This is a genomic window from Paractinoplanes hotanensis, assembly GCF_023717965.1.
GTDB lineage: Bacteria > Actinomycetota > Actinomycetes > Mycobacteriales > Micromonosporaceae > Actinoplanes > Actinoplanes polyasparticus.
Genome location: NZ_JAMQOL010000035.1, coordinates 15,763 through 41,171 on the forward strand (window position 1 = coordinate 15,763; position 25,409 = coordinate 41,171).

At 65.8% G+C, this 25,409-nt stretch carries 33 protein-coding genes and 1 tRNA gene; 21 read left to right on the forward strand and 13 right to left on the reverse strand.

The window, feature by feature from the left end; all coding sequences use genetic code 11:
* Position 1 precedes the first annotated feature (1 nt).
* The 6 genes from LXN57_RS24980 (at position 2) to LXN57_RS25005 (ending at position 4,421) form a co-directional block, all read left to right on the forward strand.
* Positions 2-508: a type II secretion system protein gene (locus LXN57_RS24980; RefSeq protein ID WP_251800608.1), complete on the forward strand. Its 507-nt coding sequence runs from the start codon at positions 2-4 to the stop codon at positions 506-508.
* Positions 509-548: 40 nt separating this feature from the next.
* Positions 549-1,337 (forward strand): prepilin peptidase, encoded by a 789-nt coding sequence (locus LXN57_RS24985; protein ID WP_251800609.1) that lies wholly within the window; start codon positions 549-551, stop codon positions 1,335-1,337.
* A 29-nt stretch (positions 1,338-1,366) separates the two neighbouring features.
* On the forward strand, positions 1,367-2,392 hold the full coding sequence (pilM, locus tag LXN57_RS24990) for a type IV pilus assembly protein PilM (RefSeq protein ID WP_251800610.1): 1,026 nt from the start codon (positions 1,367-1,369) through the stop codon (positions 2,390-2,392).
* Positions 2,392-3,093: a PilN domain-containing protein gene (locus LXN57_RS24995; RefSeq protein ID WP_251800611.1), complete on the forward strand. Its 702-nt coding sequence runs from the start codon at positions 2,392-2,394 to the stop codon at positions 3,091-3,093. Before pilM ends, LXN57_RS24995 begins: the two co-directional genes overlap by 1 nt.
* Positions 3,093-3,695, forward strand: a complete 603-nt coding sequence (locus LXN57_RS25000; RefSeq protein WP_251800612.1) for a type IV pilus inner membrane component PilO — start codon at positions 3,093-3,095, stop codon at positions 3,693-3,695. The genes LXN57_RS24995 and LXN57_RS25000 overlap by 1 nt, the downstream gene beginning before the upstream one ends.
* Before the next feature lie 72 nt (positions 3,696-3,767).
* The gene (locus LXN57_RS25005) at positions 3,768-4,421 is read left to right on the forward strand and encodes a GntR family transcriptional regulator (RefSeq protein ID WP_251800613.1); all 654 of its coding nucleotides are present in this window, start codon (positions 3,768-3,770) and stop codon (positions 4,419-4,421) included.
* Between the two features lie 160 nt (positions 4,422-4,581).
* Here the strand turns inward: LXN57_RS25005 and LXN57_RS25010 are convergent, their stop codons facing one another.
* Positions 4,582-5,334: an LLM class flavin-dependent oxidoreductase gene (locus tag LXN57_RS25010; protein WP_251800614.1), complete on the reverse strand. Its 753-nt coding sequence runs from the start codon at positions 5,332-5,334 to the stop codon at positions 4,582-4,584.
* Between the two features lie 392 nt (positions 5,335-5,726).
* Here LXN57_RS25010 and LXN57_RS25015 point away from each other — a divergent pair, with 392 nt between their 5' ends.
* Complete coding sequence (locus LXN57_RS25015; RefSeq protein WP_251800615.1) at positions 5,727-6,101, forward strand: response regulator; 375 nt, start codon at positions 5,727-5,729, stop codon at positions 6,099-6,101.
* A gap of 218 nt (positions 6,102-6,319) precedes the next feature.
* The gene (locus LXN57_RS25020; RefSeq protein WP_251800616.1) at positions 6,320-6,775 is read left to right on the forward strand and encodes a response regulator; all 456 of its coding nucleotides are present in this window, start codon (positions 6,320-6,322) and stop codon (positions 6,773-6,775) included.
* Between the two features lie 55 nt (positions 6,776-6,830).
* On the opposite strand, the gene LXN57_RS25025 is transcribed toward LXN57_RS25020, so the two are convergent.
* Both LXN57_RS25025 and LXN57_RS25030 read right to left on the reverse strand, forming a co-directional pair.
* The gene (locus tag LXN57_RS25025) at positions 6,831-7,406 is read right to left on the reverse strand and encodes a 3'-5' exonuclease (protein WP_251800618.1); all 576 of its coding nucleotides are present in this window, start codon (positions 7,404-7,406) and stop codon (positions 6,831-6,833) included.
* Between the two features lie 20 nt (positions 7,407-7,426).
* Positions 7,427-8,311, reverse strand: a complete 885-nt coding sequence (locus tag LXN57_RS25030) for a fructose bisphosphate aldolase (protein WP_251800619.1) — start codon at positions 8,309-8,311, stop codon at positions 7,427-7,429.
* A 187-nt stretch (positions 8,312-8,498) separates the two neighbouring features.
* On the opposite strand from LXN57_RS25030, the gene LXN57_RS25035 reads away from it, so the two are divergent.
* Positions 8,499-8,957: a hypothetical protein gene (locus LXN57_RS25035; protein ID WP_251800620.1), complete on the forward strand. Its 459-nt coding sequence runs from the start codon at positions 8,499-8,501 to the stop codon at positions 8,955-8,957.
* A gap of 159 nt (positions 8,958-9,116) precedes the next feature.
* Here LXN57_RS25035 and LXN57_RS25040 read toward each other — a convergent pair.
* Both LXN57_RS25040 and LXN57_RS25045 read right to left on the reverse strand, forming a co-directional pair.
* Positions 9,117-9,189, reverse strand: a tRNA-Ala gene (locus LXN57_RS25040).
* Between the two features lie 173 nt (positions 9,190-9,362).
* Positions 9,363-9,956 carry a YqgE/AlgH family protein gene (locus LXN57_RS25045; RefSeq protein WP_251800622.1) on the reverse strand — a complete coding sequence of 198 codons (594 nt, stop codon included), beginning with the start codon at positions 9,954-9,956 and terminating at the stop codon, positions 9,363-9,365.
* A 68-nt stretch (positions 9,957-10,024) separates the two neighbouring features.
* Between LXN57_RS25045 and LXN57_RS25050 the strand changes: the two genes are divergently transcribed.
* Together LXN57_RS25050 and LXN57_RS25055 are read left to right on the forward strand one after the other, a co-directional pair.
* Positions 10,025-10,822: an S-methyl-5'-thioadenosine phosphorylase gene (locus tag LXN57_RS25050; protein ID WP_251800623.1), complete on the forward strand. Its 798-nt coding sequence runs from the start codon at positions 10,025-10,027 to the stop codon at positions 10,820-10,822.
* Positions 10,823-10,886: 64 nt separating this feature from the next.
* A complete protein-coding gene (locus tag LXN57_RS25055) occupies positions 10,887-11,624 on the forward strand; it encodes a class I SAM-dependent DNA methyltransferase (protein ID WP_251800624.1) in 738 nt (245 codons plus the stop codon).
* Here LXN57_RS25055 and LXN57_RS25060 read toward each other — a convergent pair.
* Complete coding sequence (locus LXN57_RS25060) at positions 11,614-12,177, reverse strand: TetR/AcrR family transcriptional regulator (RefSeq protein ID WP_251800626.1); 564 nt, start codon at positions 12,175-12,177, stop codon at positions 11,614-11,616. The two genes, LXN57_RS25055 and LXN57_RS25060, sit on opposite strands and share 11 nt — an antisense overlap.
* 63 nt (positions 12,178-12,240) lie before the next feature.
* Here LXN57_RS25060 and LXN57_RS25065 point away from each other — a divergent pair, with 63 nt between their 5' ends.
* Positions 12,241-12,786 (forward strand): hypothetical protein, encoded by a 546-nt coding sequence (locus tag LXN57_RS25065; protein WP_251800627.1) that lies wholly within the window; start codon positions 12,241-12,243, stop codon positions 12,784-12,786.
* Here the strand turns inward: LXN57_RS25065 and LXN57_RS25070 are convergent.
* Positions 12,744-13,220, reverse strand: coding sequence for a VOC family protein (locus LXN57_RS25070; protein ID WP_251800628.1), 477 nt, complete (start codon positions 13,218-13,220; stop codon positions 12,744-12,746). The genes LXN57_RS25065 and LXN57_RS25070 overlap by 43 nt on opposite strands.
* A 132-nt stretch (positions 13,221-13,352) precedes the next feature.
* Between LXN57_RS25070 and LXN57_RS25075 the strand changes: the two genes are divergently transcribed.
* A complete protein-coding gene (locus LXN57_RS25075; RefSeq protein WP_438872912.1) occupies positions 13,353-14,018 on the forward strand; it encodes an aggregation-promoting factor C-terminal-like domain-containing protein in 666 nt (221 codons plus the stop codon).
* 10 nt (positions 14,019-14,028) lie between these two features.
* Here the strand turns inward: LXN57_RS25075 and LXN57_RS25080 are convergent, their stop codons facing one another.
* The 3 genes from LXN57_RS25080 to LXN57_RS25090 form a co-directional block, all read right to left on the reverse strand.
* Entirely contained in the window at positions 14,029-14,616 is a 588-nt protein-coding gene (locus tag LXN57_RS25080; RefSeq protein WP_251800630.1) for a LytR C-terminal domain-containing protein, read from the reverse strand.
* Entirely contained in the window at positions 14,597-15,115 is a 519-nt protein-coding gene (locus tag LXN57_RS25085) for a sigma-70 family RNA polymerase sigma factor (protein ID WP_251800631.1), read from the reverse strand. The genes LXN57_RS25080 and LXN57_RS25085 overlap by 20 nt, the downstream gene beginning before the upstream one ends.
* An 89-nt stretch (positions 15,116-15,204) precedes the next feature.
* Positions 15,205-15,486 carry a hypothetical protein gene (locus LXN57_RS25090; RefSeq protein ID WP_251800632.1) on the reverse strand — a complete coding sequence of 94 codons (282 nt, stop codon included), beginning with the start codon at positions 15,484-15,486 and terminating at the stop codon, positions 15,205-15,207.
* A 195-nt stretch (positions 15,487-15,681) separates the two neighbouring features.
* On the opposite strand from LXN57_RS25090, the gene LXN57_RS25095 reads away from it, so the two are divergent.
* Entirely contained in the window at positions 15,682-15,987 is a 306-nt protein-coding gene (locus LXN57_RS25095; RefSeq protein ID WP_251800633.1) for a type II toxin-antitoxin system Phd/YefM family antitoxin, read from the forward strand.
* A gap of 8 nt (positions 15,988-15,995) precedes the next feature.
* A complete protein-coding gene (locus LXN57_RS25100) occupies positions 15,996-16,256 on the forward strand; it encodes a Txe/YoeB family addiction module toxin (RefSeq protein ID WP_285904671.1) in 261 nt (86 codons plus the stop codon).
* 141 nt (positions 16,257-16,397) lie between these two features.
* On the opposite strand, the gene LXN57_RS25105 is transcribed toward LXN57_RS25100, so the two are convergent.
* The 3 genes from LXN57_RS25105 to LXN57_RS25115 form a co-directional block, all read right to left on the reverse strand.
* Complete coding sequence (locus LXN57_RS25105; protein ID WP_251800636.1) at positions 16,398-16,781, reverse strand: DUF5615 family PIN-like protein; 384 nt, start codon at positions 16,779-16,781, stop codon at positions 16,398-16,400.
* Entirely contained in the window at positions 16,778-17,200 is a 423-nt protein-coding gene (locus tag LXN57_RS25110) for a hypothetical protein (protein WP_251800637.1), read from the reverse strand. Before LXN57_RS25110 ends, LXN57_RS25105 begins: the two co-directional genes overlap by 4 nt.
* Positions 17,201-17,542: 342 nt before the next feature.
* Positions 17,543-17,935: a DUF4357 domain-containing protein gene (locus LXN57_RS25115; RefSeq protein WP_251800638.1), complete on the reverse strand. Its 393-nt coding sequence runs from the start codon at positions 17,933-17,935 to the stop codon at positions 17,543-17,545.
* A gap of 137 nt (positions 17,936-18,072) precedes the next feature.
* On the opposite strand from LXN57_RS25115, the gene LXN57_RS25120 reads away from it, so the two are divergent.
* From LXN57_RS25120 to LXN57_RS25145, 6 genes are all read left to right on the forward strand, one after another.
* A complete protein-coding gene (locus tag LXN57_RS25120; protein ID WP_251800639.1) occupies positions 18,073-18,324 on the forward strand; it encodes a type II toxin-antitoxin system Phd/YefM family antitoxin in 252 nt (83 codons plus the stop codon).
* Positions 18,321-18,695, forward strand: coding sequence for a type II toxin-antitoxin system VapC family toxin (locus LXN57_RS25125; RefSeq protein WP_251800640.1), 375 nt, complete (start codon positions 18,321-18,323; stop codon positions 18,693-18,695). The genes LXN57_RS25120 and LXN57_RS25125 overlap by 4 nt, the downstream gene beginning before the upstream one ends.
* Before the next feature lie 474 nt (positions 18,696-19,169).
* Positions 19,170-20,237 carry a type IV toxin-antitoxin system AbiEi family antitoxin gene (locus LXN57_RS25130; protein ID WP_251800641.1) on the forward strand — a complete coding sequence of 356 codons (1,068 nt, stop codon included), beginning with the start codon at positions 19,170-19,172 and terminating at the stop codon, positions 20,235-20,237.
* Between the two features lie 37 nt (positions 20,238-20,274).
* A complete protein-coding gene (locus LXN57_RS25135) occupies positions 20,275-21,060 on the forward strand; it encodes a hypothetical protein (RefSeq protein WP_251800642.1) in 786 nt (261 codons plus the stop codon).
* A 534-nt stretch (positions 21,061-21,594) separates the two neighbouring features.
* The gene (locus LXN57_RS25140; RefSeq protein ID WP_251800643.1) at positions 21,595-23,844 is read left to right on the forward strand and encodes a protein kinase domain-containing protein; all 2,250 of its coding nucleotides are present in this window, start codon (positions 21,595-21,597) and stop codon (positions 23,842-23,844) included.
* Between the two features lie 501 nt (positions 23,845-24,345).
* Positions 24,346-25,296, forward strand: coding sequence for a recombinase zinc ribbon domain-containing protein (locus tag LXN57_RS25145; protein WP_251800644.1), 951 nt, complete (start codon positions 24,346-24,348; stop codon positions 25,294-25,296).
* The last annotated feature ends 113 nt before the right edge of the window (positions 25,297-25,409 follow it).

Consider the following 25,409-nt stretch of genomic DNA (forward strand, 5'->3'; position numbering starts at 1 on the left):
AATGAACGACATCATCACGCGGCTCCGCAACAAGAAGGACGACGAAGGCTTCACCCTCATCGAGCTTCTTGTCGTGGTGGTCATCATCGGCGTGCTGGTCGCGATCGCAGTGCCGGTCTACCTCAACTACCGCAAGGGAGCCGCGGACAAGTCGGCCCAGTCCGACGTGCGCGGCGCGGTGAGCACGATCGAGCAGTACTACACCGACAACGGCAACACTTACCCCACGGCGAACCGGGTGAAGAACCAGGCGAGCTTCAACATCGGCACGACCGCCGCGCCGGCCGCAGGCGATCCTGCGCCGGCCGGCTGGGTCACCTTGTCGGACAAGACCCAGATGACCTACATCGCGGGCGCCGCGACCAGCGGCACGGTCTCGACCTACAAGGTCTGCGCCCTCAACACCAACGGCAGCGGCAAGCTCTATGTCTACGACAGCTCGGTCGGCGGCTCGGTGAAGACGTACGGCACCGGCGTCAACATCGACGACTGCACCGGCACCGCCTGATCGACGAACGACCCACCGCCACGCCAAGGAGGTAAACCCGATGTCGCAGCTGCCGCTGCTCGTCGTGGTCGCCCTGCTCGGCCTGGCGGTGGGTTCTTTCCTCAACGTGGTGATCTACCGCGTGCCGCGCAACGAGTCGCTGGTCCACCCGCGCTCGCACTGCCCGGCCTGCGGCGCCGAGGTCCGCAACAAGCACAACGTCCCGGTTCTCGGCTGGCTGATGCTGCGCGGCCGGTGCGCCGCCTGTGAGGCGGCGATCAGCCCGCGCTATCCGCTCGTCGAGGCGGGCACTGCGGTTCTGTTCGTCGCGGTGGCGGCCCGGTTCGGGTTCTCGTGGGAGCTGCCCGCCTACCTCTACCTGGCGGCGATCTCGGTGGCGCTCGCGGTGATCGACCTCGACGTGATGCGCCTGCCCGACAAGATCGTCCTGCCGTCGTACGCGGTGGCTCTGGTCCTGATCACCCCGGCCGTGATCGCCGATCGCAGCTGGTCGACCGCCGGCCGGGCTTTGCTGGCGGCGGTCGTGCTCTACGTCGCCTACTTCATCCTGGCCGCCATGCCGCGCGGGATGGGCGGCGGCGACCTCAAGCTGGCCCCGCTGCTCGGCTTCTATCTCGGCTGGCTCGGCTGGAGCTCGGTGGCGATCGGCGCGTTCGCGGCGTTCCTGCTGGGCGGTCTGGTCGCGGCGGTGCTGATGTTGCTGCGCCGGGCCAACCGCAAGAGCCGGATCCCCTTCGGCCCGTACATGCTCGCCGGCGCCTTCCTCGCGGTGTTCGCCGGCGCGCCCATCGCGCAGTGGTACTCCTCCCTGCTCATTCCTGCCGCCTGATTCCCCGTACGCACGAACGAAGGAGACCGATGGCTGGCGTCATCCCGATCGGGCTCGACATCGGCACGTCCTCCATCCGGGCCGTCGAGGTCCGCCGGGGCAAGGACGACTACACGTTGTCCAACTTCGGCCAGGTGCCGCTGCCGCCCGGCGCGGTTTCCGGCGGCGTGGTCCAGGACCCGGTCATGGTCACCTCGGCCCTCAAGCAGCTCTGGGCGGCCTGCAAGTTCGGCACCAAGAACGTCAACCTCGGCGTGACCAACCCGCAGCTCGTGGTGCGCGAGATGGCGGTGTCGAACCTGCCCGCCAAAGAGATGCGCCAGGCCCTGCCGTTCCAGGTCAAGGACGCGCTGCCGCTGGCCGTCGAGCGCTCGCTGCTCGACTTCTATCCGCTCGAGGAGCCGGGCGACAACCCGACCGTCCGCGGGCTGCTCATCGCCATGCCCAAGGAGGCTGTGATGAGCGCGGTCGGCGCCGTCGAGAAGGCCGGCCTGCACGTCAAGGCGGTCGACCTAGCGTCGTTCGCGCTGCTGCGGGCCGCCTCGCGGCTGGACACCCAGATCGAGGCGATCGTCGACATCGGGCTCGACGTGACCAGCGTGGTCGTGCACGCCGACGGCAAGCCGCTGATCGTGCGGACCGTCCCGCGGGGTGGCCAGGAGATCACCGACAGCATCGCCACCCGGCTCGGCATCCCGCAGCCCGAGGCCGAGGAGCTCAAGTGCCGGTTCGGCCTGCACGGCGACGGCAGGCCGGACGGCGTGGAGGCCGCCGAGGAGGCAGTCCGCCCGCTGGTCAGCGAGCTGCGCAGCTCCTTCACCTATCTCGCCTCGAGCGAGCGGCACCTGCAGGTCACCCGGCTCGCCCTGTGCGGCGGCAGCGCCCTCATGCCCGGTCTCGCCGAGCACCTTCAGAACCAGCTACGGATCACCGTCATGTTCGCCGACAGCGCCAGCCGCCTGCGGGACACGCGCAAGGGCCGCGAGCGCGGCTTCGAAAGCTTCGTGCCCTCGGCCGCGGTGTCGATCGGCCTGACCCTGGGAGCGGCAGCCTGATGACCACCACTCAAACCGCCCTGATGCCGGTCGACCCGGCCGTCTCTCCCGCGCAGGCCTCCCGGATCCTGACGATCCGGGCCAACCTGCTGCCCGAGGAGATCCGTGCCGGGCGCAGCGCCCGCCGCACCCGGTTCCTGCTGATCGGCGCCGTGCTCGCGGTCATAGCCGTGATGGCCGGCTGGTACCTGTACGCCGTGCAGCAGGTCACCACCGCCCAGGACAACCTGACCATGGCCACCGACCAGGTGCAGCGAATTCAGAACGAGAAGAAGAAGTACTCCGGGGTGACCGCCACCATCAACGACGTCAAGACAGTCGAGCAGGACCTCAAGACGCTGCTCGGCACCGACCTGCCGTGGGCCACGAACATGGACAACCTCCGCGAGGACGCCGTGGCCGCGGACGTTCAGATCGGCACAATCTCCGGCAGCCTGTCCGAGGCCCCAGCCGCCGGCGCAGCGACCGCCGCCACGCCGGCCGGTGTTGTGGCCGCACTGTCCATCGCCGGCACCGCGAGCGACAAGAAGCACGTCGCCGCGTTCCTCGACAAGCTGGCCACCCACCCCGGCTTCACCGATCCCTACCTGACGACCGCGACCCAGGACGACAACCAGGTCACGTACACCCTCACCTTCAAGCTCACTTCTGCCGCGCTCTGCGGACGGTTCACCACCGCCTGCAAGACCGGGGGCAACTGATGGAGGCCCGGCGCGCTGACCGCATCTGGCTCGTCGGCGGACTCATCGCCATCGTCATCCTCATCGCCGCGGCCTGGCTGCTCGCCATCTCACCCAAGTTCGCCGAGGCCGACGAGGTGCAGGCCCAGGCCGACGACACCACCATCCAGCTGGCCTCGCTGCGCAAGGAGGTGGCGAAGCTCAAGGAACAGAACGAGAAGAAGGCCACCTACCAGGCTCAGCTCGACACGCTCGTGACGAACCTGCCCGAGACGTACGGCATGCCGGTCTTCCTGCGTTCGCTCCAGGATTCCGGCGCGGCCACCTCGGTAGAGGTCAGCGACCTCAGCGTGGCCGCCCCGGTGGCCTCGGACCAGGTGACCACCGCGGTCAAGCTGCCGCTCTCGATGAACGTCAAGGGCACGATCCCCAACATCAGCAAATTCATCGTGCGCCTTCAGCAGACGCAGAACCGGGCCGTGCTGCTCGACACGGTCACCGTCTCGGCTCCGGATGAGGACAAGCTCGTGGTCGCGAGTCTGACGCTGACCGCTTTCTGCACCAAGAACAACCTCGCGGACAGCACCAAACTCGACCGCACCGACATGTGCGCGACGACATGACAACAACGGCTACCGGGTGAACCCGGGTAGCCGAGCGCCGCACTCCATTGTCACCCTGAGTACTCTGCCCGTATGTCATACGCGGTCCCACCGACCCGTACCGCAGCGGTCGTCCGCCAGTTGCGTAACGAGATCGTCACCGGCGAGCTGTCCCCAGGCACGCTCATCAAGGATGCCGAGCTCGCCGCCCGCCTAGGCGTCAGCATCACGCCGGTACGCGAAGCCATCGCTCAGCTCAGCGTCGAGGGCCTGATCGACATCGCGCCCAACCGAACCCGGCACGTCACCAAGGTCACCCAGAAGAACGCCCTGGAGCTGATCGACGTGATGAGCGTGCTGGCCTGCGCCGGCTTCGAGTGGGGCGTCGACAACCTCACCGAGACGCACATCGAGCTGCTGCGCCAGCGCCAGGCCGAGTTCGTCGACGCCCTGGCCGCCGGCAACGTGCTGGCCGCCGGGGCGGCCGGCGCCGACTTCAGCTCGATCATCATCCTGGCCAGCGGCAACCGCGAACTGCAGTCCATGGTGGACCTCGTTGTCGCGCGCACCATGCGCATACTGGCGATGACGGCCGAGAGCGACCTGTGGAACACCTGGATCGAGGGCCACGACGCGATCCTGCGCCTGCTCGTCGAGGGCGACCGCAAGGGTGCGCTCAACCGCTACCGCCAGATCTACGTCGACTATCGTTCCCAGGTCGAGGGTGAGCTCTTCCTCGACCAGTGACCCACCGGCCCTTCCCCGGCCGGCGGCTACCTCTCGCCGATCGCAGCCTTCCGCTGTGGCAGCCTGTCGCCGCGTTCCACCGATCCCGGCCCTTTCCACAGTCGCGGCCTTCACCGGTCGCGGCCCTTTCGACGGTCGCGGGTCCTCTGCCGATCGCGACTCAGCGGGCGGCGGCCAGTAGCGCGGTGACGCCCTCAATGGCCGGTGGGCGCACCGCGAAGCGGCTGATCCCCCACCGGCTCTTGAGCTGCCGCAGCTTGGCGGCTATCTCACCCAGCGTGCCGATCAACACGAACGGGCAGGTCATGAGGTCGGCCTCGTCGGCTTCAACCTCTTTCGCGTACGCGGAGTAACCGGCGCCGCCGTCATCGGTGACCTCGAACCGCTGCACCAACGCCTCGGCCGGCTTGCCGCCGCACAGTTCGATCTGAGCGTCGACCTGGTCGCTGCGCCACCGTGCCTCGTGCCGGTGCCCGTCGGCAAGCGTGCGCCCCAGCCCCGACAGCCCGATGAGGTCGGCGTGCCCGGCCGCCCACCGCAGCAGCCGGCTGTTGCCACCCCCGATCAACAGCGGAACCTTCTGCTGTACGGGCCGCGGCTCAGCCATGCCGTCCCCGGCCAGCATCCGCGTGGCGGCCTCGGCGACCATGATGCAGTGGTCGATCCGTCCCCGCACGTCCGGCCGCACGCGCCCGACCGCCTCCCATTCCGCCGGAGTGTGCCCCGCTCCCAGCCCCAACACGGCGCGCCCACCGGACACGACGTCAAGAGTCGCCACATCCGACGCGAGCAACAGCGGCTCCCGAACACCGGCATTGGACACGTACGACCCCAGCCGAATCCGCGAAGTCACAGCAGCTGCAGCCGCCAGCGCCACGAACGGCGCCGCGCACGACCCCGGATGGTCCGGCACGTACAACGACTCGAAGCCCGCCTCTTCAGCACCCCGGGCAAGGTCGAGCCACCCGCCGGCACTTTGGGCACGGCCTGCAACGCAAAGCTGACCATGCCGCGATCATGGCCCTCCCCACCCGTCCCCGAACAGGAAATTTCACCACCAGCGAACCGATCCCACGCCGCCCAAGCCTCACCGCCACGCCGGCGCCACCGGCACCACCCCTCCCGCACCGCAGCACCGCCTCGCCGCGCCACCTACACCGCCGGCGCCACACGCCCCTGCCCGCGCCGCCCCGCCTGCACCGCACCGCCCCCAGCTGAAATCGCACCCGGTCTGCAACCGTGACCTTCCTCTCGCCCGCCCCACCCAGGCCGATGTACGAGGTGTCCGACCGGAAGGGACACCGCATGACGACCGACCTGATCCTCGTAGCCGACGACGACAGCGACATCCGCGACCTGCTCACCGTGACGCTCGAGTCCGCCGGTTTCCGCGCCGTGGCCGCCAAGGACGGGCACACCGCGGCCCGCATCCTCACCGTCGCCAAACCGGCAGGCTTGATCACCGACATCCAGATGCCGGCGGTCGACGGCCTGGAGCTGTGCCGCCACGCCCGGCTCGACCCCGCCGGCCGCACCATGGCGATCGTCGTGATGTCGGCGAACACCCACGCCTACGCCGCCGAAGCCGGCCTCGACGCGGGCGCTGACCGCTACCTGGCGAAGCCACTGTCCCCCGGCCGCCTGGTAGCCGAGATGCGCGAACTCCTGGCCACCCGCTGACCGCCGCCCCACGAGCCAACGATGACCGCGGGGCCGGCACTCGTCCGCTAGCCAATGCTGACCGCCGAAACCCCGAGTCCGTCCACCGAGGGCACGCAGCCGCCGTACCCCAGGCCTTTCCCCACCCGACGGACTACTCCGCAGCCGCGAGCTCCCAGCTGCCCGCTGAACCGCCCGGCGCCCCGCAGCCGTTTCTCGAATCAGGAGGTAGACAGAAAATGACCACGCTCTACGCACCGCCCCGGGAAGCCGACGCTTTCACCCGAGCGATGTCCCCGGCGCCGATCACCGCGCCGCTGTCCCCCAGCATCCTCATCGCAGACGATGACGACGAGGTCCGCGACGTGATCGAGTTCCGCCTCCAGGTGGCCGGCTACCGCACACTGACTGCCGACAACGGACAGTCGGCGCTGAGCCTGGCCATCGAACGCCGCCCCCGCGTCATCATTCTCGACGTCACCATGCCCCAGATCGACGGCCTGACGGTCTGCAACCGCCTGCACGCGACCCCCTGCACCGCCGAGATCCCGGTTCTGATGATCAGCGCCAACTGCGCCGACCAGGACAGGGAACTGGGCCTGGCCGCCGGCGCCGACGACTACCTGCCGAAGCCCTTCACGTCCCACGAGATGATGCGCCGGGTCAACTGGCTCCTGCTCTCCGCGGGCCGCTAAGAACCGTCCGTTCAGGACCTGCCGCGCTGCGAGGAACGGGGCGACCGGGCGGCGGTCAGACCGCGATCAGCGGATGGCCCAGTTCGCGCAGGTGGCGCAGCGTCTCGAGAATCGAGTAGCAGTCGGCGAGGGCGTCGTGCTCGCGGTCGAGGCGGGCGGCCAGGCCCAGCGCGAAGGCGAGCCGGCCCGACGACAGCCCGACGGTGGCGGGCAGCACCGCGTTGAAGTAGGTGCGGATGTTGACGAACGGCGGCAGTCCGCGCTTCGGGGTGCGGCCCTCGGGCACCTGGAGGATGAGGTTCTCGCCGAGGATCACCATGTCGTTGCCGTACGAGAGAACGTAGTGGCCGTCGCAGAAGTCGAGGAACGCGTCGAGCGCGTCGGCGAACGGCCGGCCTTGCTCGTCGACGGCGGTCTGGCTGATGCCGGTCAGATCCTGGAAGTAGTCCGAGAGCGAGGGGTTGCGCTGCGGCCGTACGAGTTGGTTGAACTCGCCCGTGACCAGCAGGCCGGCCGAGTCGACGCGCAGCGCCCCGATCTGCACGACCTCGCGGAATTCGCCGGGCCTCGACCAGCCGTGCTCCTGCGAGCCCGCCCACGCCGTGAACTCCAGGTCCAGGATGATGATCACGACCAGAACCTACTTGATCTTCACGTGCCGACCGAGGCCCGGCCGATGGCGGCGACGGCAACATCCAGCGTCCGGTTGAATTCGTCGTCACTCTGCTGATACCGCAGGTCCTGCACCAGCGCGCGGGAGAAGCTGGCGATCAGCCCGCGGTTGCGCGCCAGTCGCTCGTCCGCCTCGGCCTGGGTGTATCCGCCCGAGAGCGCGACGACACGCAGCACGTTCGGGTGCCCGATGAGGTCGGCGTAGAAGTTGTCGACGCTCGGGATCGACAGTTTGAGCATCACCGGCCCGTCGACGTCGGCCAAATGCTCGAGGACTGCCGCCTTCAGCAGCTCCTCCGCCCGCGGCTTCTCGGCACTGTGGATGTCGACCTCGGGCTCGAGGATCGGCACCAGCCCCGCTCCGAGGATCTCCCGCGCGTACGCGAATTGCTGATCGACGATCGCCTTGATGCCGCCGGTGTCGGCCCGGCTGACGAACGACCGCATCTTCGTACCGAAGACCCGCCGTTGGACCGCCCGCTCGAGCAACCCGCCGAGCCTCGTGAACGGCTTCATCAGCCGCACGCCGTCCCGCTCGTCGGCCAGGCCCTCGTCAACCTTGACGAACGGCACGATCCGCTTGCGCTGCCAGAGGTAGTCGGGGGCGCCGACGCCGTCGACGTCGCGGTCCATCGTCTGCTCGAACAGAATCGCCCCGAGCACCCGTTCCCCGGTGAAGGCCGGCGACGTCATGATCCGGCTCCGGAAGTCGTGCATGAGGTCGAACATCTGACCCTCACCCGAGTACGCCGATTCCGGCACCCCGTACAGGGCCAGGGCCCTGGGCGTGCTCCCACCGCTCTGATCCAGCGCGGCCAGAAAACCAGCTCCCGAAGCGATCCTGTTCCGCTGCTCATCCCGCATGCCCTCAGCGTTACCCCGGGCAGCCACCCCCGCAGCCCTTCATGCCGGTCATCTCCGTCACTGCGAACGACGAGAGGACGCCCATACCAGTTGGCCGGTATCCGGGTTTGCAGTTGGCGGCAATGCCGCCCCGGCCCGAACGGACGACCGTGGGCAGCGACGAAGTCCTTCGAAGAGGAGCAGGACCATGACCGATCAAGTGATGCGGGTGCGTACGCACGCAGCCTGGCGCGACATCTCGCCGGCGCAACGAGTGCTGGCCGTGGTGACGGCGGCGCTGCTGGGGGTCGACGCCTACGTGCATCTGCACGACGCCGCCCAGTACGACCAGTTCCGCTCGTCCGTGATGAGCGAGGGCACACTGTTCCGCATCCAGGGAGTCGTCGCGATCGTGGTCGCGATCGCGCTGCTCATCTGGCCGCGCGTGCTCACCTGGGTCGTGTCGCTGCTGGTGGCGGGCAGCGCAGCCGTGGCGGTGACGCTCTACACGTACGTGAATGTGGGCCAACTGGGCCCGCTGCCCAACCTGTACGAGAACACGTGGAACGCCCCCGGCAAGGCCTTCTCCGCCATCGCCGAAACGCTCGCCGCGCTGGTCGCCATCGCCGGCCTGACCCTAGCCGTGCGGGCCCGTCAACGCAGGTAGGACCGCAGCCGCAAAAGAACTCGGGGCCGCTCGCCCAGCACAATCCGCTACCCAGCGCAACCGGCCGCACCGTGGGGTTTCAGGGGGCTCGGCCCCCTGAGCAAACAAAACGAGGCGGACCGGTTCGCGCTTTCCGCGAACACAAGCCGCCTCGACTTGTGGAGCTGAGGGGACTCGAACCCCTGACCCCCACACTGCCAGTGTGGTGCGCTACCAGCTGCGCCACAGCCCCTTGCCGTCCCCGGTTCGCCCGGGCACGGGAGAAATACTACACACCTGTCGGGGGCGGTTGCCGGGACCCCCTCAGTTCAGGGTCGGAAGTGGGCCACCGCGGCGCTACGCCGGACCGGTCGCTCAGCTCAGGGCCAGAAGTGGACCGCCGCGACGCTGCGCCGCGCCGGTGGCTCAGTTCAGGGCCGGGTCGGGCGGGAAGTGGGCCACCGCGGCCAGGATGTCGCCCTGGCGGCGCAAGACCATGGCCCACAGGTCGTCGGGGCGGGCCATGAAGGGATCGCCGGGCAGGGCGTCCAGCAGGAACCAGGAGCCGGCGGTGATCTCTTCCTCCAGCTGGCCCGCGGACCAGCCCGAATAGCCCGCGAAGACGCGGATACCGGCCAGGTTGTCGCGCAGGCGCTCGGGGTCGGCGGAGAGGTCGACCGTGCCCAGCGCGCCGGAGACCTGGTGGAAGCCGGAGATCCGCTTCTTCACGTCGGGGCGGGTGCGGGCGAGGCAGATCGCCGACTCGGGCTGTACGGGGCCGCCCTCGAAGAGCACCGCTGGGTCGCCTGCCAGCTCGCCCCAGCCGCCGAGCACGTCGGCGACGGGCACCTCGGTCGCGCGGTTGAGCACCACGCCCAGGGCGCCGCCGGTCTCGTGGGCGACGAGCAGCACGACCGTACGGTCGAAGTTCGGGTCCTTGAGGGTCGGCGTCGCCACCAGCAGCCGGCCGGTCATGGACTCCATCGACCGGCCTCCGATCCGCTGGCCCTCGCTATACATAAGCCGTCTCTACCAACGCCATGCAAGGCACATTAGCCCGAGATTCCGGCCGCCGATAAGGTCTGGACATGAACCCAGCGGCGGAGATCGGCGTCATCGGTGGATCGGGGCTCTACAAGCTCCTGGACGGTGCGGTCGAGCACGAGATGTCCACGCCCTACGGTGCGCCGTCCGACCCCATCACGGTCGCCCAGGTGGGTGACCGCCGCGTGGCTTTCCTACCCCGGCACGGCCGCGATCACCGCTACCCGCCGCACAAGATCCCTTACCGGGCCAACCTCTGGGCGCTGCGCGCTCTGGGCGTACGGCAGATCGTGGCTCCCTGTGCCGTCGGCGGCCTGCGTCCCGAGCTCGGCCCGGGCACGTTCGTGGTGCCCGACCAGCTGATCGACCGCACGAGCGGGCGCGCGCAGACGTACTACGACACCGGCGCCGTGCACGTGAACTTCGCCGACCCCTACTGCCCGGTCGGGCGCCGCGCGGTGCTGGGCGCGGCCGAGCCGGTCGAGCCGGTCGACGGCGGCACCATGGTCGTCGTCGAGGGGCCGCGCTTCTCGACGCGCGCCGAGTCGCGCTGGTTCACGGCGATCGGGGGCGCTGTCATCAACATGACCGGCCATCCCGAGGCTGTGCTGGCCCGTGAGCTCGGGCTCTGCTACACGTCGATCGCCCTGGTCACCGACCTGGACGCGGGGGTCGAGGGCGAGCACGGCGTCACCCAGGAAGAGGTGTTCCGGGTCTTCGCCGACAACACCGAACGCCTGCGGGGTGTACTGCTCGAGGCCGTGACCCGGCTGCCGGCCGAGCGCACCTGTCCGTGCGCGGCGGCGCTGGACGGCTTGAAGCTACCGATCGAGCTCCCATAAGAACGAGACATCGAGCTGCCGTAAACCCGTCGAGAAGAGCGGCCGGTCTCGATACTGTCCGGCCATGGACGATCCGGACGGCTACTTCTCCGAGCGTGTCGCCCGGACGTATGACGACGCGACCGGCGACGAGTTCGACCCGGCGGTGATCGCCGAGACGGCCGACGTGCTGGCCGGCCTGGCCGGTCCGGGTGGGCGGGCGCTCGAGTTCGCGATCGGCACCGGCCGCGTCGCGGTGCCGCTGGCCGGGCTGGGTGTGGCGGTGCACGGCATCGACATGTCGGCGGCCATGGTCGCCCGGCTGCGGGCCAAGAACCCGTTGATCGGCGTGTCGATGGGCGACTTCTCCTCCGTACGGGCCGGGGCTCCGGATTTTGACCTGGTCTACCTGGTCTTCAACACGGTGATGAACCTGACCACGCAGGACGCGCAGGTGCGGTGTTTCCGCAACGCCGCCGCGCACCTGCGCCCGGGCGGCCGCTTCCTGGTCGAGGTGATGGTGCCCGAGCTGCGGAAGCTTCCGGCCGGGCAGACGGTCGTGCCGTTCACCGTGACGCCGTCGCGGTGGGGGTTCGACAGCTACGACGTGGCGACCCAGGCGATGGCGTCGAACTATGTGACGCTGCACGACGACGGGCGCGGCGAGTTCTGGTCGGTGCCGTTCCGCTATGTGTGGCCGGCCGAGATGGATCTGATGGCGCGGATCGCCGGGCTCGAGCCGGAACACCGGTGGGATTCGTGGGCCGGCACGCCGTTCACGAACGACAGCACCAAGATCATTGCCACCTGGGTCAAGCGGTGAGCTCGTCGAGGTAGTCGTCGAGGCGGGCGGTCATCTCGTCCGGGGTGAGATGACCGGCCAGCACGTGGACGGTCACGCCGTCGACCAGCGCGTGCAGGCGGCGCGCGGTGGTCTCGGCGTCGCCGGGGGTCAGGTGGGCGGCGAGGCTCAGGCACAACTCGTACATGCGGGTGAAGTGGAGCCTCTGCACCCGGGCCAGCGCCGGGTCGCCGAGCCCGAGCGCGAGGAACGAGAACGCGATCGTCGACTCGGCCCGGCGTCGCTCGTCGACGGGCATGGTCTCGAGCAGGATCGCCCGGACCCCCGCCCGTACGCCGTCCGGCACCGGCATGGCTCGGATGCGCTCGGTGACCTGGTCGATGACCTGTTCGCAGGCGAAGGCCAGCAGTTCGCCGCGGGTGGCGAAATAGTGCCGTAGCGCGCCCGACGACCAGCCCGACTCGGCGGCCACCGACCGGATCGAGACGTCGGCCACCCCGTCGCGGGCGATGACCCGCCCGACCGCGGCGGCGAGTTCCCGGCGTCGCGCGTCGTGATCCACGATTTTCGGCACACGCCATTGTCGCACGAGTGTGTTACAAAGGTTCTGACACGCCCGTGCGAAATAGGGGTTCACATGATCGTCGCGATTGTCGCCTGCGAGATCGGCTTCTGGGTGCTGCTCGTGGCCGGGCTGGCCGCGCGCTACCTGCTCAAGGCGCGCGGGCTCAGCACCGCGCTGCTGCTGTCGGTGCCGCTGGTCGACGTGGCCCTGCTCGTCTTCTCGGTCATCGACCTGCGATCGGGGGGCGAGGCTGCGCTCGGGCATGCGCTGGCGGCGGTCTATCTGGGCGTGTCGGTGGCCTTCGGTCATCGGATGCTGGGCTGGGCCGATCAGCGGTTCGCCCACCGGTTCGCCGGCGGGCCGCCACCCGTTGCGCTGCCCGCGAAGGGCACCCGGGAACGCGTCTCCCATGAGCGCCGCATGTGGCTCCGGCACGTCGCCGCGTACGGAATCGCGGGTTTGATTCTGCTGCTCTTCGCGGCGCTCGTGGGTGACGCCGACCGCACCGCGTCACTCTGGGGCCCCTACCGTCTGTGGACCATCGTGCTCGTGATCGACGGCCTGGTGTCGTTCAGCTACACCGCCCGGCGGTCCATCTCGTCGGCGAAGGAACGCTGAGCCGTACGCATGATTGCCAGTTCCGCCGGGTCATCGAAGGCGCTCAGATCAGGCTCGGCGAGATGCGTCTGCACCCACCAGATGTTGCCGACCGGGTCGCACAGGCGGCCGCCGCGGTCACCGACTATGCGCGAGGTGAAGACCTCGGTGACCACCGTGGCGCCGGCCTCGACGGCCCGGGCGAACACAGCGTCCACGTCGTCGACATAGACGCTCAGTAGCGCGGGCATGTCCGGCCACCGCGGATCGGCATCGAACGCCATCACGGTCGAGTCACCGACCCGCACCTCGGAGTGACCGATCGTGCCGTCCGGGTTGAAAACCTTCCGCGCCGGCTCCGTTGTGAACGCCGTCTCGACAAAGGCGAGGAAGCGCTCGGCCCCTTTCGCAGCGACATAGGGAGTCACCGTGTGCTTACCGTTCGGATTGTTCATCCGACCATCGTCGCCGAAATAGCGGTCAATTTCCGGCCGGGCCGAGCGGGCTGTTGCCTTCGCGGGCGCGGTAGGCCAGGGTGTTCCGAGCAGCTGAGGAAAGGGATGCTCGTGAATGGGCTCTGGAGCCGCGTGGGTGTGCGCGTCGCATCGGTCGGCGTGCTGGTGGCGGGACTGATCGCCGGGGTTCAGCTCGGCCAGGACAACCAGGCCGAACCCACGGGGGTCGCGCTGGCCGGCGCCGAACAGGCCGCCCTGGACGTCCAGTTGCTCAAGCAGCACGAGGCCCGGCACGCCGCCGCGCGAGCCTGGAAGCGCGAGGCCGAGGGCGCCGCCGCGGCCAAGGCGGCGACGGCCGCGAAGGCCGCCGCCGGCCGGGCGCACAAGCTCGAGACGAAGGTGGCCGCCGACAAGAAGGCGGCAAAGGAGCGCAAGAAAGAGGAAGCCTCCGGCCCCGTCCCGTTCAACGGCCCGATCCCCACGTCCTGCAACGAATACTCCGGAAGCCGCAAGATCGGCTGTGCCCTCATGCTGGACAAGGGCTTCCCGATCGCCGAGTTCCCGTGCCTCGACAAACTGTGGAAACACGAGAGCGGCTGGAACTACAAGGCGGAAAACAGAAGTTCCGGCGCGTACGGCATTCCGCAGGCCCTGCCCGGCCGGAAAATGGCTTCGGCCGGCGCCGACTGGAAGACCAATCCGGCCACCCAGATCAAATGGGGCCTCGGCTACGTGAAGGGCCGCTACGACACCCCGTGCGGTGCGTGGAACTTCTTCCAGAACAAGGGCCACTACTGAAAGAACCGGCTCAGCATTCCGCCGGTGCTGTCGGCTTACCCGCGGTCACCAGATTCTGGTTGACTTCGGTGGGGGTGGCGAGCCGGTCGAACGACGGCCCCAGAATCACGTCGATGGTGTCGTCGCTGCGGGCCGGATCGAACCTCATCGCGACGTCGCCGTGCAGTTCGGCCCGCATCAGCGCCGCCGCGCCGACCGAAGCCGGGCCGTAGCGCAGCGTGGTCGTACCTGCCGGGCTGGCGGCGCCGGTCGACACCGTGAAGGCGCGGGCACGCAGATCGGAGACCACCGCTTCCAGCCGACCGGCGGCCGCTCCACCGTCGACCACCCGCAGCCGCACGTCGGCCGGGTTCTCCGGCAGCGCGAGGATGCAATTGAGAGGCGGCCGGCCGGCCACTGGCGTCGTCGTATCCGGACGTGGCCAGGCGATGGCAGCTCCCGCTGTGGTGGCGACGACGGCGCCGGCCACTGTCCAGGCGGCCAGCTGGCGGCGGCCCCGCCTGCGACCGCGGTCCCGGACGGCCGCGGCGGGCAGCAGTCGAAGATCGCGTACGTCATTTTCCAGTTCCCGCAGTCGCTCATGCGCCGGTTGTGGCATCGCTGTTCTCCTGATCGTGGTCGTCGAGCAGCCGGGCGAGGGAGGTTCGCGCCCTCGACAGCCGCGCCTTGACGGTGCCCTCGGGGGCGCCGATGCTGACGGCGATGTCGTGGACCGGCATGTCCAGCAGGTAGTGCAAGGCGATGGCCTGTCGCTGCGGCTTCGGTAGCTGCTGCAACGCGTCCACGACGGCCACCCTGTCCGGTGACGGGCCGGCTGTCGCCTCCTGCGGTGGTCCGAGACGGGCCCGAGCGCCGAGCCAACGCCGCAGACCGCGCCACCGGTTGAGCATCAGCCGCCAGGCGACCCGGCGGACCCAGGCCTCCGGTTCCTCGTACGCGCTGACCCGGCCCCAGTGCTGCCAGGCCCGCGCGAACGCTTCCTGGGCCACGTCCTGCGCCTCGGCCCGATCACCGCACGCGGCGTAGAGGTAGAGCACGACCCGCCGGACCGCCGCCGCATAGAACGCGTCGAAGTCGGCGCTGTCACTGCCTGCCATGGCTCCCGCTTCCCATCAGTGCCTGCACACCTAGGAACACACCGCACCGGGCGGTCCGGTTACATGCGGCGGTCAAGAATTTAGCGAGATCAGACTTGGAAGCCCGCGACCAACGCTCGTAGTTCCTCACTGGTGCGAGCCAGATCGTCCGCACTGCCCCGGGAAGGCGCGACCACGGACGCCGTGACTCCCGCCGCCGAAGCCACGCCGTTGATGTTCATCGCGATCTCGGAACTGCTGCCGGCCACCTCGGCCACGTTGCGGCCCATCTCGCCGGCCGTCGCGGTCTGCTCCTCGACCGCGGCCGCGATCACCGTCTGCAGATCGCCGATCCGGCTGACCACGTCACCGATTCCGTCGATCGCGGGCACCGCCGCACCGGTGTCACCTGAACAGGGGCCGTCAGCCGTGGAGATGGTCGCCGCTTACTTGAACCCTGCGGACGGAGTACTCAAGCTCCCTGCGAGCCTCAGTGAGTCATAGGCGGCCGGCTGAAGCATTCGCGCCGACGTACATCTGAGCGTACGCTCGGGTGTACGTCTTCCGCCGGAGCTTGAGGAGCCACCATGAAGGTGCTGACAATCAGCGATGTCCGCAAGAACTTCGCCGCCGTCGTGGACATGGTGATCGACGACGCCGAAGAATGCGTCATCCCTCGCGGCGGCGGCAAGGCGGTCGTCATCGTCTCCCTCGACGAATGGAACGCCATGAGAGAGACATTGCATGTCCTCGGCTCAGCGTCGAACGCTCGCCGCCTGCTCGAGAGCATCGCGCAGGCCGACGCCGGCCTGATTGAGGAACACCCGCTGCTCGATCCCGACTCCGCCACTCCCCACTCCACCGCACACGACTCCGGCAAGGAAGCGGCGTAAGCCTGCGCATCGTCTACACCCCCAACGCCTGGCAGGACTACGACGGCTGGCTACGCCGTGACATGAAGATGGCCCGTCGCATCAGCAAGCTGATCATCGATGTCCAGCGGGATCCGAAAGGAACGGGGATCGGCAAGCCGGAGATGCTGAAGGGCCCGCTGTCAGGCTGGTCGTCCCGCCGCATCAACGATGAGCACCGACTGATCTATCGAATCCGCGGCAACGACTTGGAAATCGCCGCCCGCCACGGCCACTACCTCGACAAATGACCGATGGCTCCAAAAGCCGGCGTGGAGCGACCGGTGCCACTACGCACCGAGGGCTCCGAGGCCACGACCCTCATCACCTGCCGATGCCGAGCTAACAGCCCGGATCCAGCGGATGCCACGAGGATGTCCCCAGGCGCCGATTCAGACCGGTTGAAGCCAATCCTCGATGATCGGAGGCTCGGGAGGCCCCTTCGCCAGCCAGGCGTTGAGCGCTTCGACCAGTGGACCGACCTGCTGCCGGGACCGCGGGAACGTTCGGCTGCTTGTGAACAACAGTCCGGCCAATGCCGCATTCGCCTGCAGGGCGCGCAGTTTGATCGGCTGGAAATCCTTCACGTTTTCGGTCAGCAGCCAGCACCGCCGAGCAGCAGCCCACGCAAAGACCTCCTCATCCGGCATGACACGCATCTCAGGCCGCTCAACCAGAGCAACTACCCGGTGCCCTTGTGCGCGCAGCGCCTCCGCGATCCCCGGTGAGAACATTTCATCCAGCAGCAGCTGAATTAGCTCCACTGGCTCACTCACGCGATCAGCCTCCGCTGGACAGCCCAAGCTCGCTCCGCGCGCAACGACGCCTCCTCGGCAGCCTCGATCTCTCCCTCGATCTCAGTGCCGTAATCGCTGTAGTAACTGACGGCCGAAGTGATGCGGCCGACGTCAACGGCAAACGTTTCGGCAGCGGCGACGAGGGCAGCCGGCCCTCGCTCATCGATCTCTCGGAGAAACTTGACGACTTCCCAGACGTCCGGCCCGTACGCCAGAGCCGCGCGACGGCCCGAGGGACCCGGCTTAAAAATGATGCCCGGATGCTCAGCCATTCGGAGGCCCTCATCGACAAGCCGGTGGGCCAGCGCGGACACGTTGCTCCCAACCTCGGCCGAGGCTTGGTGCCGAAGTCGGGCAAGCACCGCGTCGTCGAACCGGATGGACCGGGGTGTCGTCATGGCTACATCGTAGCGAGTGCGCTACACCACCGACCAGCTCGGGGCTGAGATTCAACTTGGCCCAGCAGATCGGTCGGCGCCCGGTCAGGCAGCAGGGTGGGCGAACCGCTCCAAGACGTTCAGGCCCTCTGGGAGCAGGCGGCCAAGCAGACACCCACACTTCAGACAACCGGGCCTGCCGCGTCGTCTTCCTGACCTCCTGCGGTAGAACCGGTCAAAACCCCACCAGGCAAGAAACTCCGGCGGTCACCATTGGTGAGCCGCCGGAGTTGATCTCCAGTGGAGGTGCTGTCCGCTTACTTGAACCTCAGCGAGCAGGGTCGACGGCTACCGTCACAGCACCTACATCTGATCACGAAGCGATGCAAGACGAACCCCGTCACGAAGACGGGCCCAGTTGCGCCAACCGTTGACCTCATAGCCGGCCAGCGCGCGAGCAGCGCCTGAGGGCGACTCGAAAATCCGAGCGTCCTCAAGTTCGAGCGTTCCCTCGGATGTGACTACTGCGTGATGGGTAACCCCTCGACGCTTCCAGATCAGCTCCTCACCCGCATGAAGGAGACCGGCCTGGACCAGGGCGCTCAGTTCTCCCGTACGGCCAAGAGGGGCGGGCGCCGCTACCGCGCCGATCTTCAACTCACGCCGCAGCACGCTGTTCGGCGTGTCGACGAACGGCTTAGCTCGCCGTTGAAGCCAGTCGTACACATCATCGTCAACCCTGATAGTCGGCATCATCGTAACCTCCTCACGGCTGACACAAAGTTAAAGCGTCACAGTCAGACAGTCAAGTGTTCGTTCTAGAAGATCCGTGACGGCTGAAGCTCGCCCGGCACCTCGCCATCGGGCTAACCTCCTAGCTAAGGAGGGCCGTCATGTCCGACGCAGCTGCGCAGTTCAACATCCACGACGCTAAGACAAACCTCTCGCGGATCATCGACCGAGTTGAGCACGGTGAAGAGATCATCATCAGCCGAGCCGGCACCCCGGTCGCAAAGGTGATCCCGTTGGACCGCAGGGTCGACAGAGTCGGTCGGGGCTCCCTGAGCGGCCAACTCACGATGGCCGAGGACTGGGATTCCCCCGAGGTGAACGAGTCCATCGCACGGGATTTCGGCCTCGCATGAGCCTGCTTCTCGACACTCATGTCGTGCTTTGGTGGCTTACGGACGATTCCACACTCGCCGCCGAGATAAAGGAACGGCTCGACCACGAACCGGACGTCTACGTCAGTCCCGCGACGATCTGGGAAGTAGCCATCAAGCAGTCGATCGGCAAGCTCGACAAACCAGCCGATCTGCCTGAGCGCATCCGCGACAGCGGCTTCCGGCATCTGAATATCACTGCTGAGCACGGCATCGTCGCCGGACGACTTCCACTCATCCACAGAGATCCGTTCGACCGTATGCTCATCGCCCAAGCTCAGGTAGAACAACTGACGCTGGCCACCCGTGACGCAGAGATCCCGAAGTACGCCGTCGACACGCTGGCCGTCTGACGTACGACATGCGCTGACTCTCACGACTCTTCTGGCCACCAACACGACCAGCACAACCACCGGAACGCGCTCATCCGCTTCCGCAGCGAGCGCGAACTCCTCGAGCGACCTGCACGGAACACGGCCCCGGCCCGGCGTCGATGCTTGGCAAGCTCGTCCAGCCAGAGCCGCTGGTCGTTCTCGGGATCGAGGAGACACACAAAGACCCTCAACAAAGTTAAGCCCCGGCTGGCAGGCCGGGGCTTAACTTTGATCTTGTAGTGGAGGTGCTGTCGGCCTACTTGAACCCCATGGAGGATGCGCGCAAACTCCGCACGACGCCCGGCAGGCTCCACCCCGACGAACAGCCTTGACGACCGGCGCGCCAGAACGACCTTTGGATCGACGGGACGGCCGAGCGGAGAGCGCTTGAGCGAAGGTGCCCGCCAGCTCAATCTGGTTCAGTCCTTAGCGCCGTTCAGTTACACTGAACGAATGGAGGAGCCGAACGGGGACGAGGTTTTGGACAACGTCACCAGGCATTTCCTGGACTCTGCACGAGATCGGCTGCGCGAGTTCGGCATCGCTCTTGAGGTCGAACCTCAGGTACCTGACGTAGGCATCGATGCGATCGTCACCCTGTCACGCGGGGGACAGCGACAGCTCTACGGAGCAATGGTGAAGGAACCGATGACCTTCAGCTCCCTGGCACATGGAGCCCGTGGCCCCGTCCTGGTCACGCCTCACGAGCCGTTGATCCTCGGCCATCGCATCAGCCGCCGAAGTGCTGACGCCTTTCGAGACGCTGGCATTCAGTTCGTGGATTCGCTAGGGAATGCCTTTGTTACCTTCGGTAACATCTTCGTCGAGGTGCAGGGCCGTGCCGAGACGACACTCCGACCGATCAACGACGCGCACACCGTTCGGCGGCACCAGCCGGCCAACATCTTCAGCTCGCGACGATCACAGGTGATCATGGCGCTCCTTACCTGGCCCAAGCTTTCAACCGCAAAGGTTCGAGAGATTGCCACGGCAGCCGGAGTCTCTACCGGACAAGCGCACGACGCGCTCACTCAGCTCCAGGACGCTCGATTCCTTGTAGCGGAATCCAAGCGATTGGTCCAGATCGACAAGCTCCTTGACCTCTGGGCCGCCGCATATCCGGCGGGTCTGGGCCAGACTCTTGAGATCGCCAGCTATCACGGAGATCCCTCCCGTCCCATCAACGGCCTACTGCCCGGACAGAAATTTTACCTCAGCAGCGAGTCCGCTCAAGGCAGTGGAATTGTGCGCCCGATGACCTTGACGGTGTATCTCGACCACATGGAACCGAAGTTTCCAGTTCGAAATCGATGGAATGCCGACCCCGGCCGCCCTGCGAACATCTTCGTCCGGCGGAAATTCTGGACGTCGCCGTATGCCGATGGCGAAGCAGCCTCAGCGGATGGGCATAACGCCCCGTGGCCACTTGTCTACGCCGATCTCATAGCCACCAGGGACGCCCGGCTCAACGAAGTGGCCAAGGACTGGAGGGCCCGTTTTGCTCGACCTGACAAAGTGTGACCCAGCGCTACTACATATCCCCGACTCGGTGGTCTCCGTGCTTCTGGCAGAGTCGGTAGGGCTGCGCGCCGAAGACGTGATGATCGTCGGCGCGCATTGCCGCGACATCTTACAGAGTGCGTCCGGCCAACGTTCCGGCGTACGCACTACGGAGGACATCGACTTCGGTTTGGCCTTGGCGGGCTGGGCTGCGTACGAAAAATTGGCGCAGATATTGGAGCCGACCGGGAACACTGGCATACGGTACAGAGTCGCAAACATACCCACCGATCTGATGCCCTTCGGCAAGGTGGAAAACCCAGTCGGCTCGGTGATTCCTCCTGCTCGTCGTGACCAGATCAGCGTATGGGGATTTAACGAGGTATTTAATGCCTCACGCCCGCTCCGCTTGCCGAACGCCGGAACGATTCGCATACCAACGATTGCCGGCTACGTCGCTCTGAAACTTGCCGCATGGCTCGACCGCAGCGACTACGGTCAGTACAAGGACGCCGCCGACATCGCCACGGCGCTCTATTGGTATTCCGAGCTGCACGAAGTCGACACACTTCTGTATGACACCGAACACGGCCAAGACATTCTCGCGCAGGAGGAAGCAGACTATCCGGTAGCGGCCGCAAGAGTGCTCGGACAGGACATCGCCGCAATCATCGGCAGCACTCGCCTATCCGAGCTGGTCGCGCGTTGGCCCGGATCACGGGAGGACTCTCTCCTCGCGGAAATGGCTGTATCGGACGTCCCCGGTTGGCCGCGGTCTCCCGAGCGTCGCCGGCAGTTGGTGCATGGCATGCAGCGTGGTCTGGGCATCAACGCAGCGAGCTGAACCGCCCGTTCAGTTCTACCTCCCGTTCAGTCACACCGAACCAAGACCGATACTGAACTCACGCGCCGGGCAGCCTACGAGAGGCTTCCCTCCGCACACCCCCGGCGGACACGTGCTACGACCCTCCTGGAGGCGCTGCCAGCTACGTGTAGCTGCGGCTAGCCCCAAGGCCAGTTCTGCCAAGAGCTGGTTCGGCAGCAACGGCGGCCGTCAGTCTGAGCGCTACGGACGCACCGCGCGGTTCTGAGGCTCGGACTCGGAGGAGAAATAACAAGGGACCCCGGTCCACGCTTCCGCGGACACGGGGCCCCTGCCACCAGTGGAGCTGCTGTCCGCTTACTTGAACCCCGTCGCGGAAGTCGCTGAGCTCCGTGCGTTGCTCGGCGACGGCTCGCTGGCTTGATCTGACCTGCTGGGCTACCGCCCCAACCGGCGATACTTGCACCGGCAAACTAATTGCGATCCGAGCCGCCACCACCCTCCAACGTGGAATAATGCGGTCGGTTCAAGGTCCTACGCCGCAAGGGAGCAGCCATGAGCAGCAAGATTGCGATCCTAGTTGGGATTAATGACTACGCTGGCCGATGGGAGCAGCTGACTTGCAGCGAGAACGATGCGGGAGAGCTCGCAGCACTGTTAAGCATGGAGGAGTACGGCTACCACGTGCGTACGCTCTTGAACAGCGAGGCGACCAAAGCTGCAATCATGCGAGAGATTCTTGAAGCCCGATCGGGCGGCTTTAAGTCAATACTCTTCTACTTTTCCGGCCACGGCGCCGCAACTGACTTCGGCACCTATTTGGTTACGCACGACAATGCAGATTTTGATGAAGGGCTTGAGATTCGCAAAGTCATTGAGCTCATGTCCTCCGGTGATGCCGGCCAGGAAAACTTAGCAATTTTCGACTGTTGCCATTCAGGAACCGCCACAACCGCAAGTCGCACCCCCTACATATTACGCAACCTTCTCAACCCCGATGTCCAGGACGTCTTGCGGCCTGGAGCGCAGTCTGTAGCAGTCATAGCGGCTTGCACCAGTCAACAGCTAGCTTGGGAGGAAAGAAACTCCGGGCACGGGATATTCACACACTACTTGATTCAAGCAATGATGGGCGAAGCGGTAGACTACGAAGGGAATTTGACTGCTTTTACTGCATACGACTTTATCTCACGAAATATGGCAACCCACGGGCTTTATGGAGAGGAACGCCAAAAACCAGTCTTTGGAGGCCATCTGTCGGGCCGCCTAATTTTGGGAACTGGACTTCCGCCCGCCCTTCCCCCGCCACTACCGGAAGATATGTTCCGAGAGATCGAAGAATCCGCATCAGCATTCCTTGATGAATATTCGTCTTTCAAATCTAGATACAATCCAAGCGAATGGCGCACAGTAGGACATTCTGAGTGCAGTCGAAAACTCGAATCCATAGACAAGTGGTTCGAGAAGCGAACAGCAACTCCGGGCCTCGCACAAAGATCCGCATTTCAACAAGCCCAAGAAACTCTGCTTCGCTTCCGAACAGAACTCGGTTATGTTGAACGAGGAACGGCCGTTCCTGAGGGCAGTCTCGAAGAGCGCATTGGTGAAGGTGGATTCGGCACCGTCTGGAAGGTAGTCGATGAAGCAACGCAGCAGTCAAGAGCGTTGAAGATCTACCACCCACACGAGATGTACAATCCCGAAAAATCTCGTAGGTTTGAAAATGGCTACGACGCCATGAGAATGCTGCATCACCCTCAAATCGTCGGCGTACATCGATATAGCCGATGCCCCACTGGGTTCACGATGGATTTCATTGATGGACAAAACCTTCGCACTCTGCAACCGAGCTCTTTCATGGAACCTGCCGAGGTCTTGCAGCTCCTTTGGCAGATTGCTGATGCGATTGATTACGCGCACAAGCATGATGTAATTCATCGAGACATCAAGCCCGAGAATATAGTTTGTGAACACCAAGCCGACGGTGCATGGAAGCCCTTTCTTACTGACTTCGACCTCGCTTGGTTCAGCACCAATACTCAACGCGCTACGAAGACTGCCATGGGCGTAGTTTACTACGCCGCGCCCGAACAGTTCTTTGCTTTCGACCCAAAGGCCGCCTTAGCGAAGACACCGGCGCTTGACGTGTTTTCGTTCGGTCAGCTCCTATTCTTCTGCATAACAGGACGCGACCCCGACCCGGTCCGCCTAGAGGCAAACCAAGAGCTACTCAAGGAGACGTCTTTCCGTCATGGTTTCGACAATAAGGGCGCATTAGAGTTGGGTGCCCTATATGCAGATGCCACCGTCTGGGATCATTCCAAAAGGCTGCAAAGTTTCACGCCCATCGTTACGCGCATCAGAAATATTGAGGCTGACCTTCTTCACACTAAAGAAGACACTCCTTTGAGCAAGACGAATTTCGTAGCGGAGCTAATTGCCCTGTTGGCCAATCGGCCGGTGGCCGATAACTCAACAACGTCATACGTCTCCAGCTCTGGCACATGGGAGATTAGCTTCGAACTTCTCGACAAACGCAAAGGCAAGGGTTATCACCCTTTATTAAAAGCCCTCTTTGCACCACAAGGCCGCATCGGATTCGAAAACACAAAGAATGACCAGATGCGCAAGACGCTCAACAAGCGACTGGAAGACGCCATACGTGGGATGCCGGCAACGCGCCGATCAGGAACCTGGGGGACTTATCAAGTGTATGTGGACATATCATTGAATAAGCTCGACCGCAACAATGTGAAAAAGGCGTCAGAGGTTATCACGGCCTCTTTATCTGCACTCGCCGTCTGAGCGCACTAATCTACCGGTCTGGCTCCCTGCCCGCACATTCTGTGAGCAGGGAACCGCAACGCCGCGCACGTGACCTCAGCATATTTCACTCGTAGCAGCCCGTACGGGTGGATCATATTGACGCGTGGTCAGGCGGGAGATCACCTATGCCCCCGCGAGGGGGATCGCGTCTACGGCTGACCCTGTAGCCGGTGGCCGGCAGAAGGAGCGACCGGATGACTGAGCCGGAAGCCACCCGCCGCCACGACCGCCCGGGTCAGGCAACGGAAACGCGCCTTCATCTACCTACGAGTCTCGTCGGCTGGCCAGGTCAACACCGTCTACGACCTCGAAGGCATCTCACTGCCGGCACAGCGCGCCGCCATCCAGCGCCGCGCATTGGAGCTGGACGCAGAGTCGCCGCCGAGTTCGTTAAGCCGGGCCGCTCCGCAACCACAGTCGACGGCCGACCGGTCTTCCAGAAAGATGGCCCGGCTCAGGGCAGAGCCGAACATCGGCTACGTGATCGTCTACGCCCGTACAGGGCTCCACTGCAACAGCATCGATGCCGCGATCACCAAGCGATCTCCGCAACGCTGGCGCCACCCTATTTCGATCATGGACTACACCGAGGACAGCGCAATCGGTGACCTCGTGGCGACTGTTCTCGACGGCGTTAAGGAGTACCAATCACGCGCCGCGGGTGCCGACATCGCTTACAAGATGGGGCAGAAGATCGCGCGTGGCGTCCCGGTCGGCCGGGCACCGATTGGCTACCTCAACGTCCGCGAGACGTTCGAAGGCCGAGAGGTGCGCACGGTCGCCGTCGACCCAGTAAGCGGCCCGCTGGCGCGCATGGCCTTCGAAGCTGTAAGCCAGCGGCGCCGACGGCTTCCACGTGACCATTTAGGCCCTCACCGACGCGGGTCTCCGCACGAAGCCCACTCACCGCTACCCCACCGGCCTGCGCATCTCGATCAACTCGCTCGGCTAACTCCTGCGAGACCGCTACTACCTCGGCCTGGTCCAATAATGCGGCCAGCAGTATCAGGGCAGGCACGAGCCGCTGATGCGGCGGACGTCTTCGACCGCGTCCGGCATATGTTGGAGTCGCGACGCGCGGGCGACGCCCGCGAACGCACGCTCAACTCCTATCTTAAGGGCGCAGTCTGGTGCGCCCGATGCCAGCGCCGACTCATGATCATACGAGGCAAGAGCAAGGCCGGCGCCCTGCACTTCTACTACATCTGCCGGAGTCGACAGCTTTACTCCGCCGACCTGCCCTACCTGCCGATTGCGAAGATGGAGACAGCCGTCCTCGATATCTACGCCACGGTGGCGGTGCCGGCCGACCTGCGGACGCCGATCACCACGCTCGGCAGCGACGACCGCTTCCTCCTATTTGACCGGCGGTCCTGGCCGGCCGCAGGACCCGACCATGACAAGGCCAAAATCGGTGTCGGGGCAAGGTGAGGCTCAAGGCATGCCCCGGCACGAAGGCGCTGAGGGCAGGGCGTTCGCAAGGTCGAGATATGACCGTTTTAAGTGAGTCCAAGGAGTTGCAGGGATCGGTGGGGGTCTCGGCT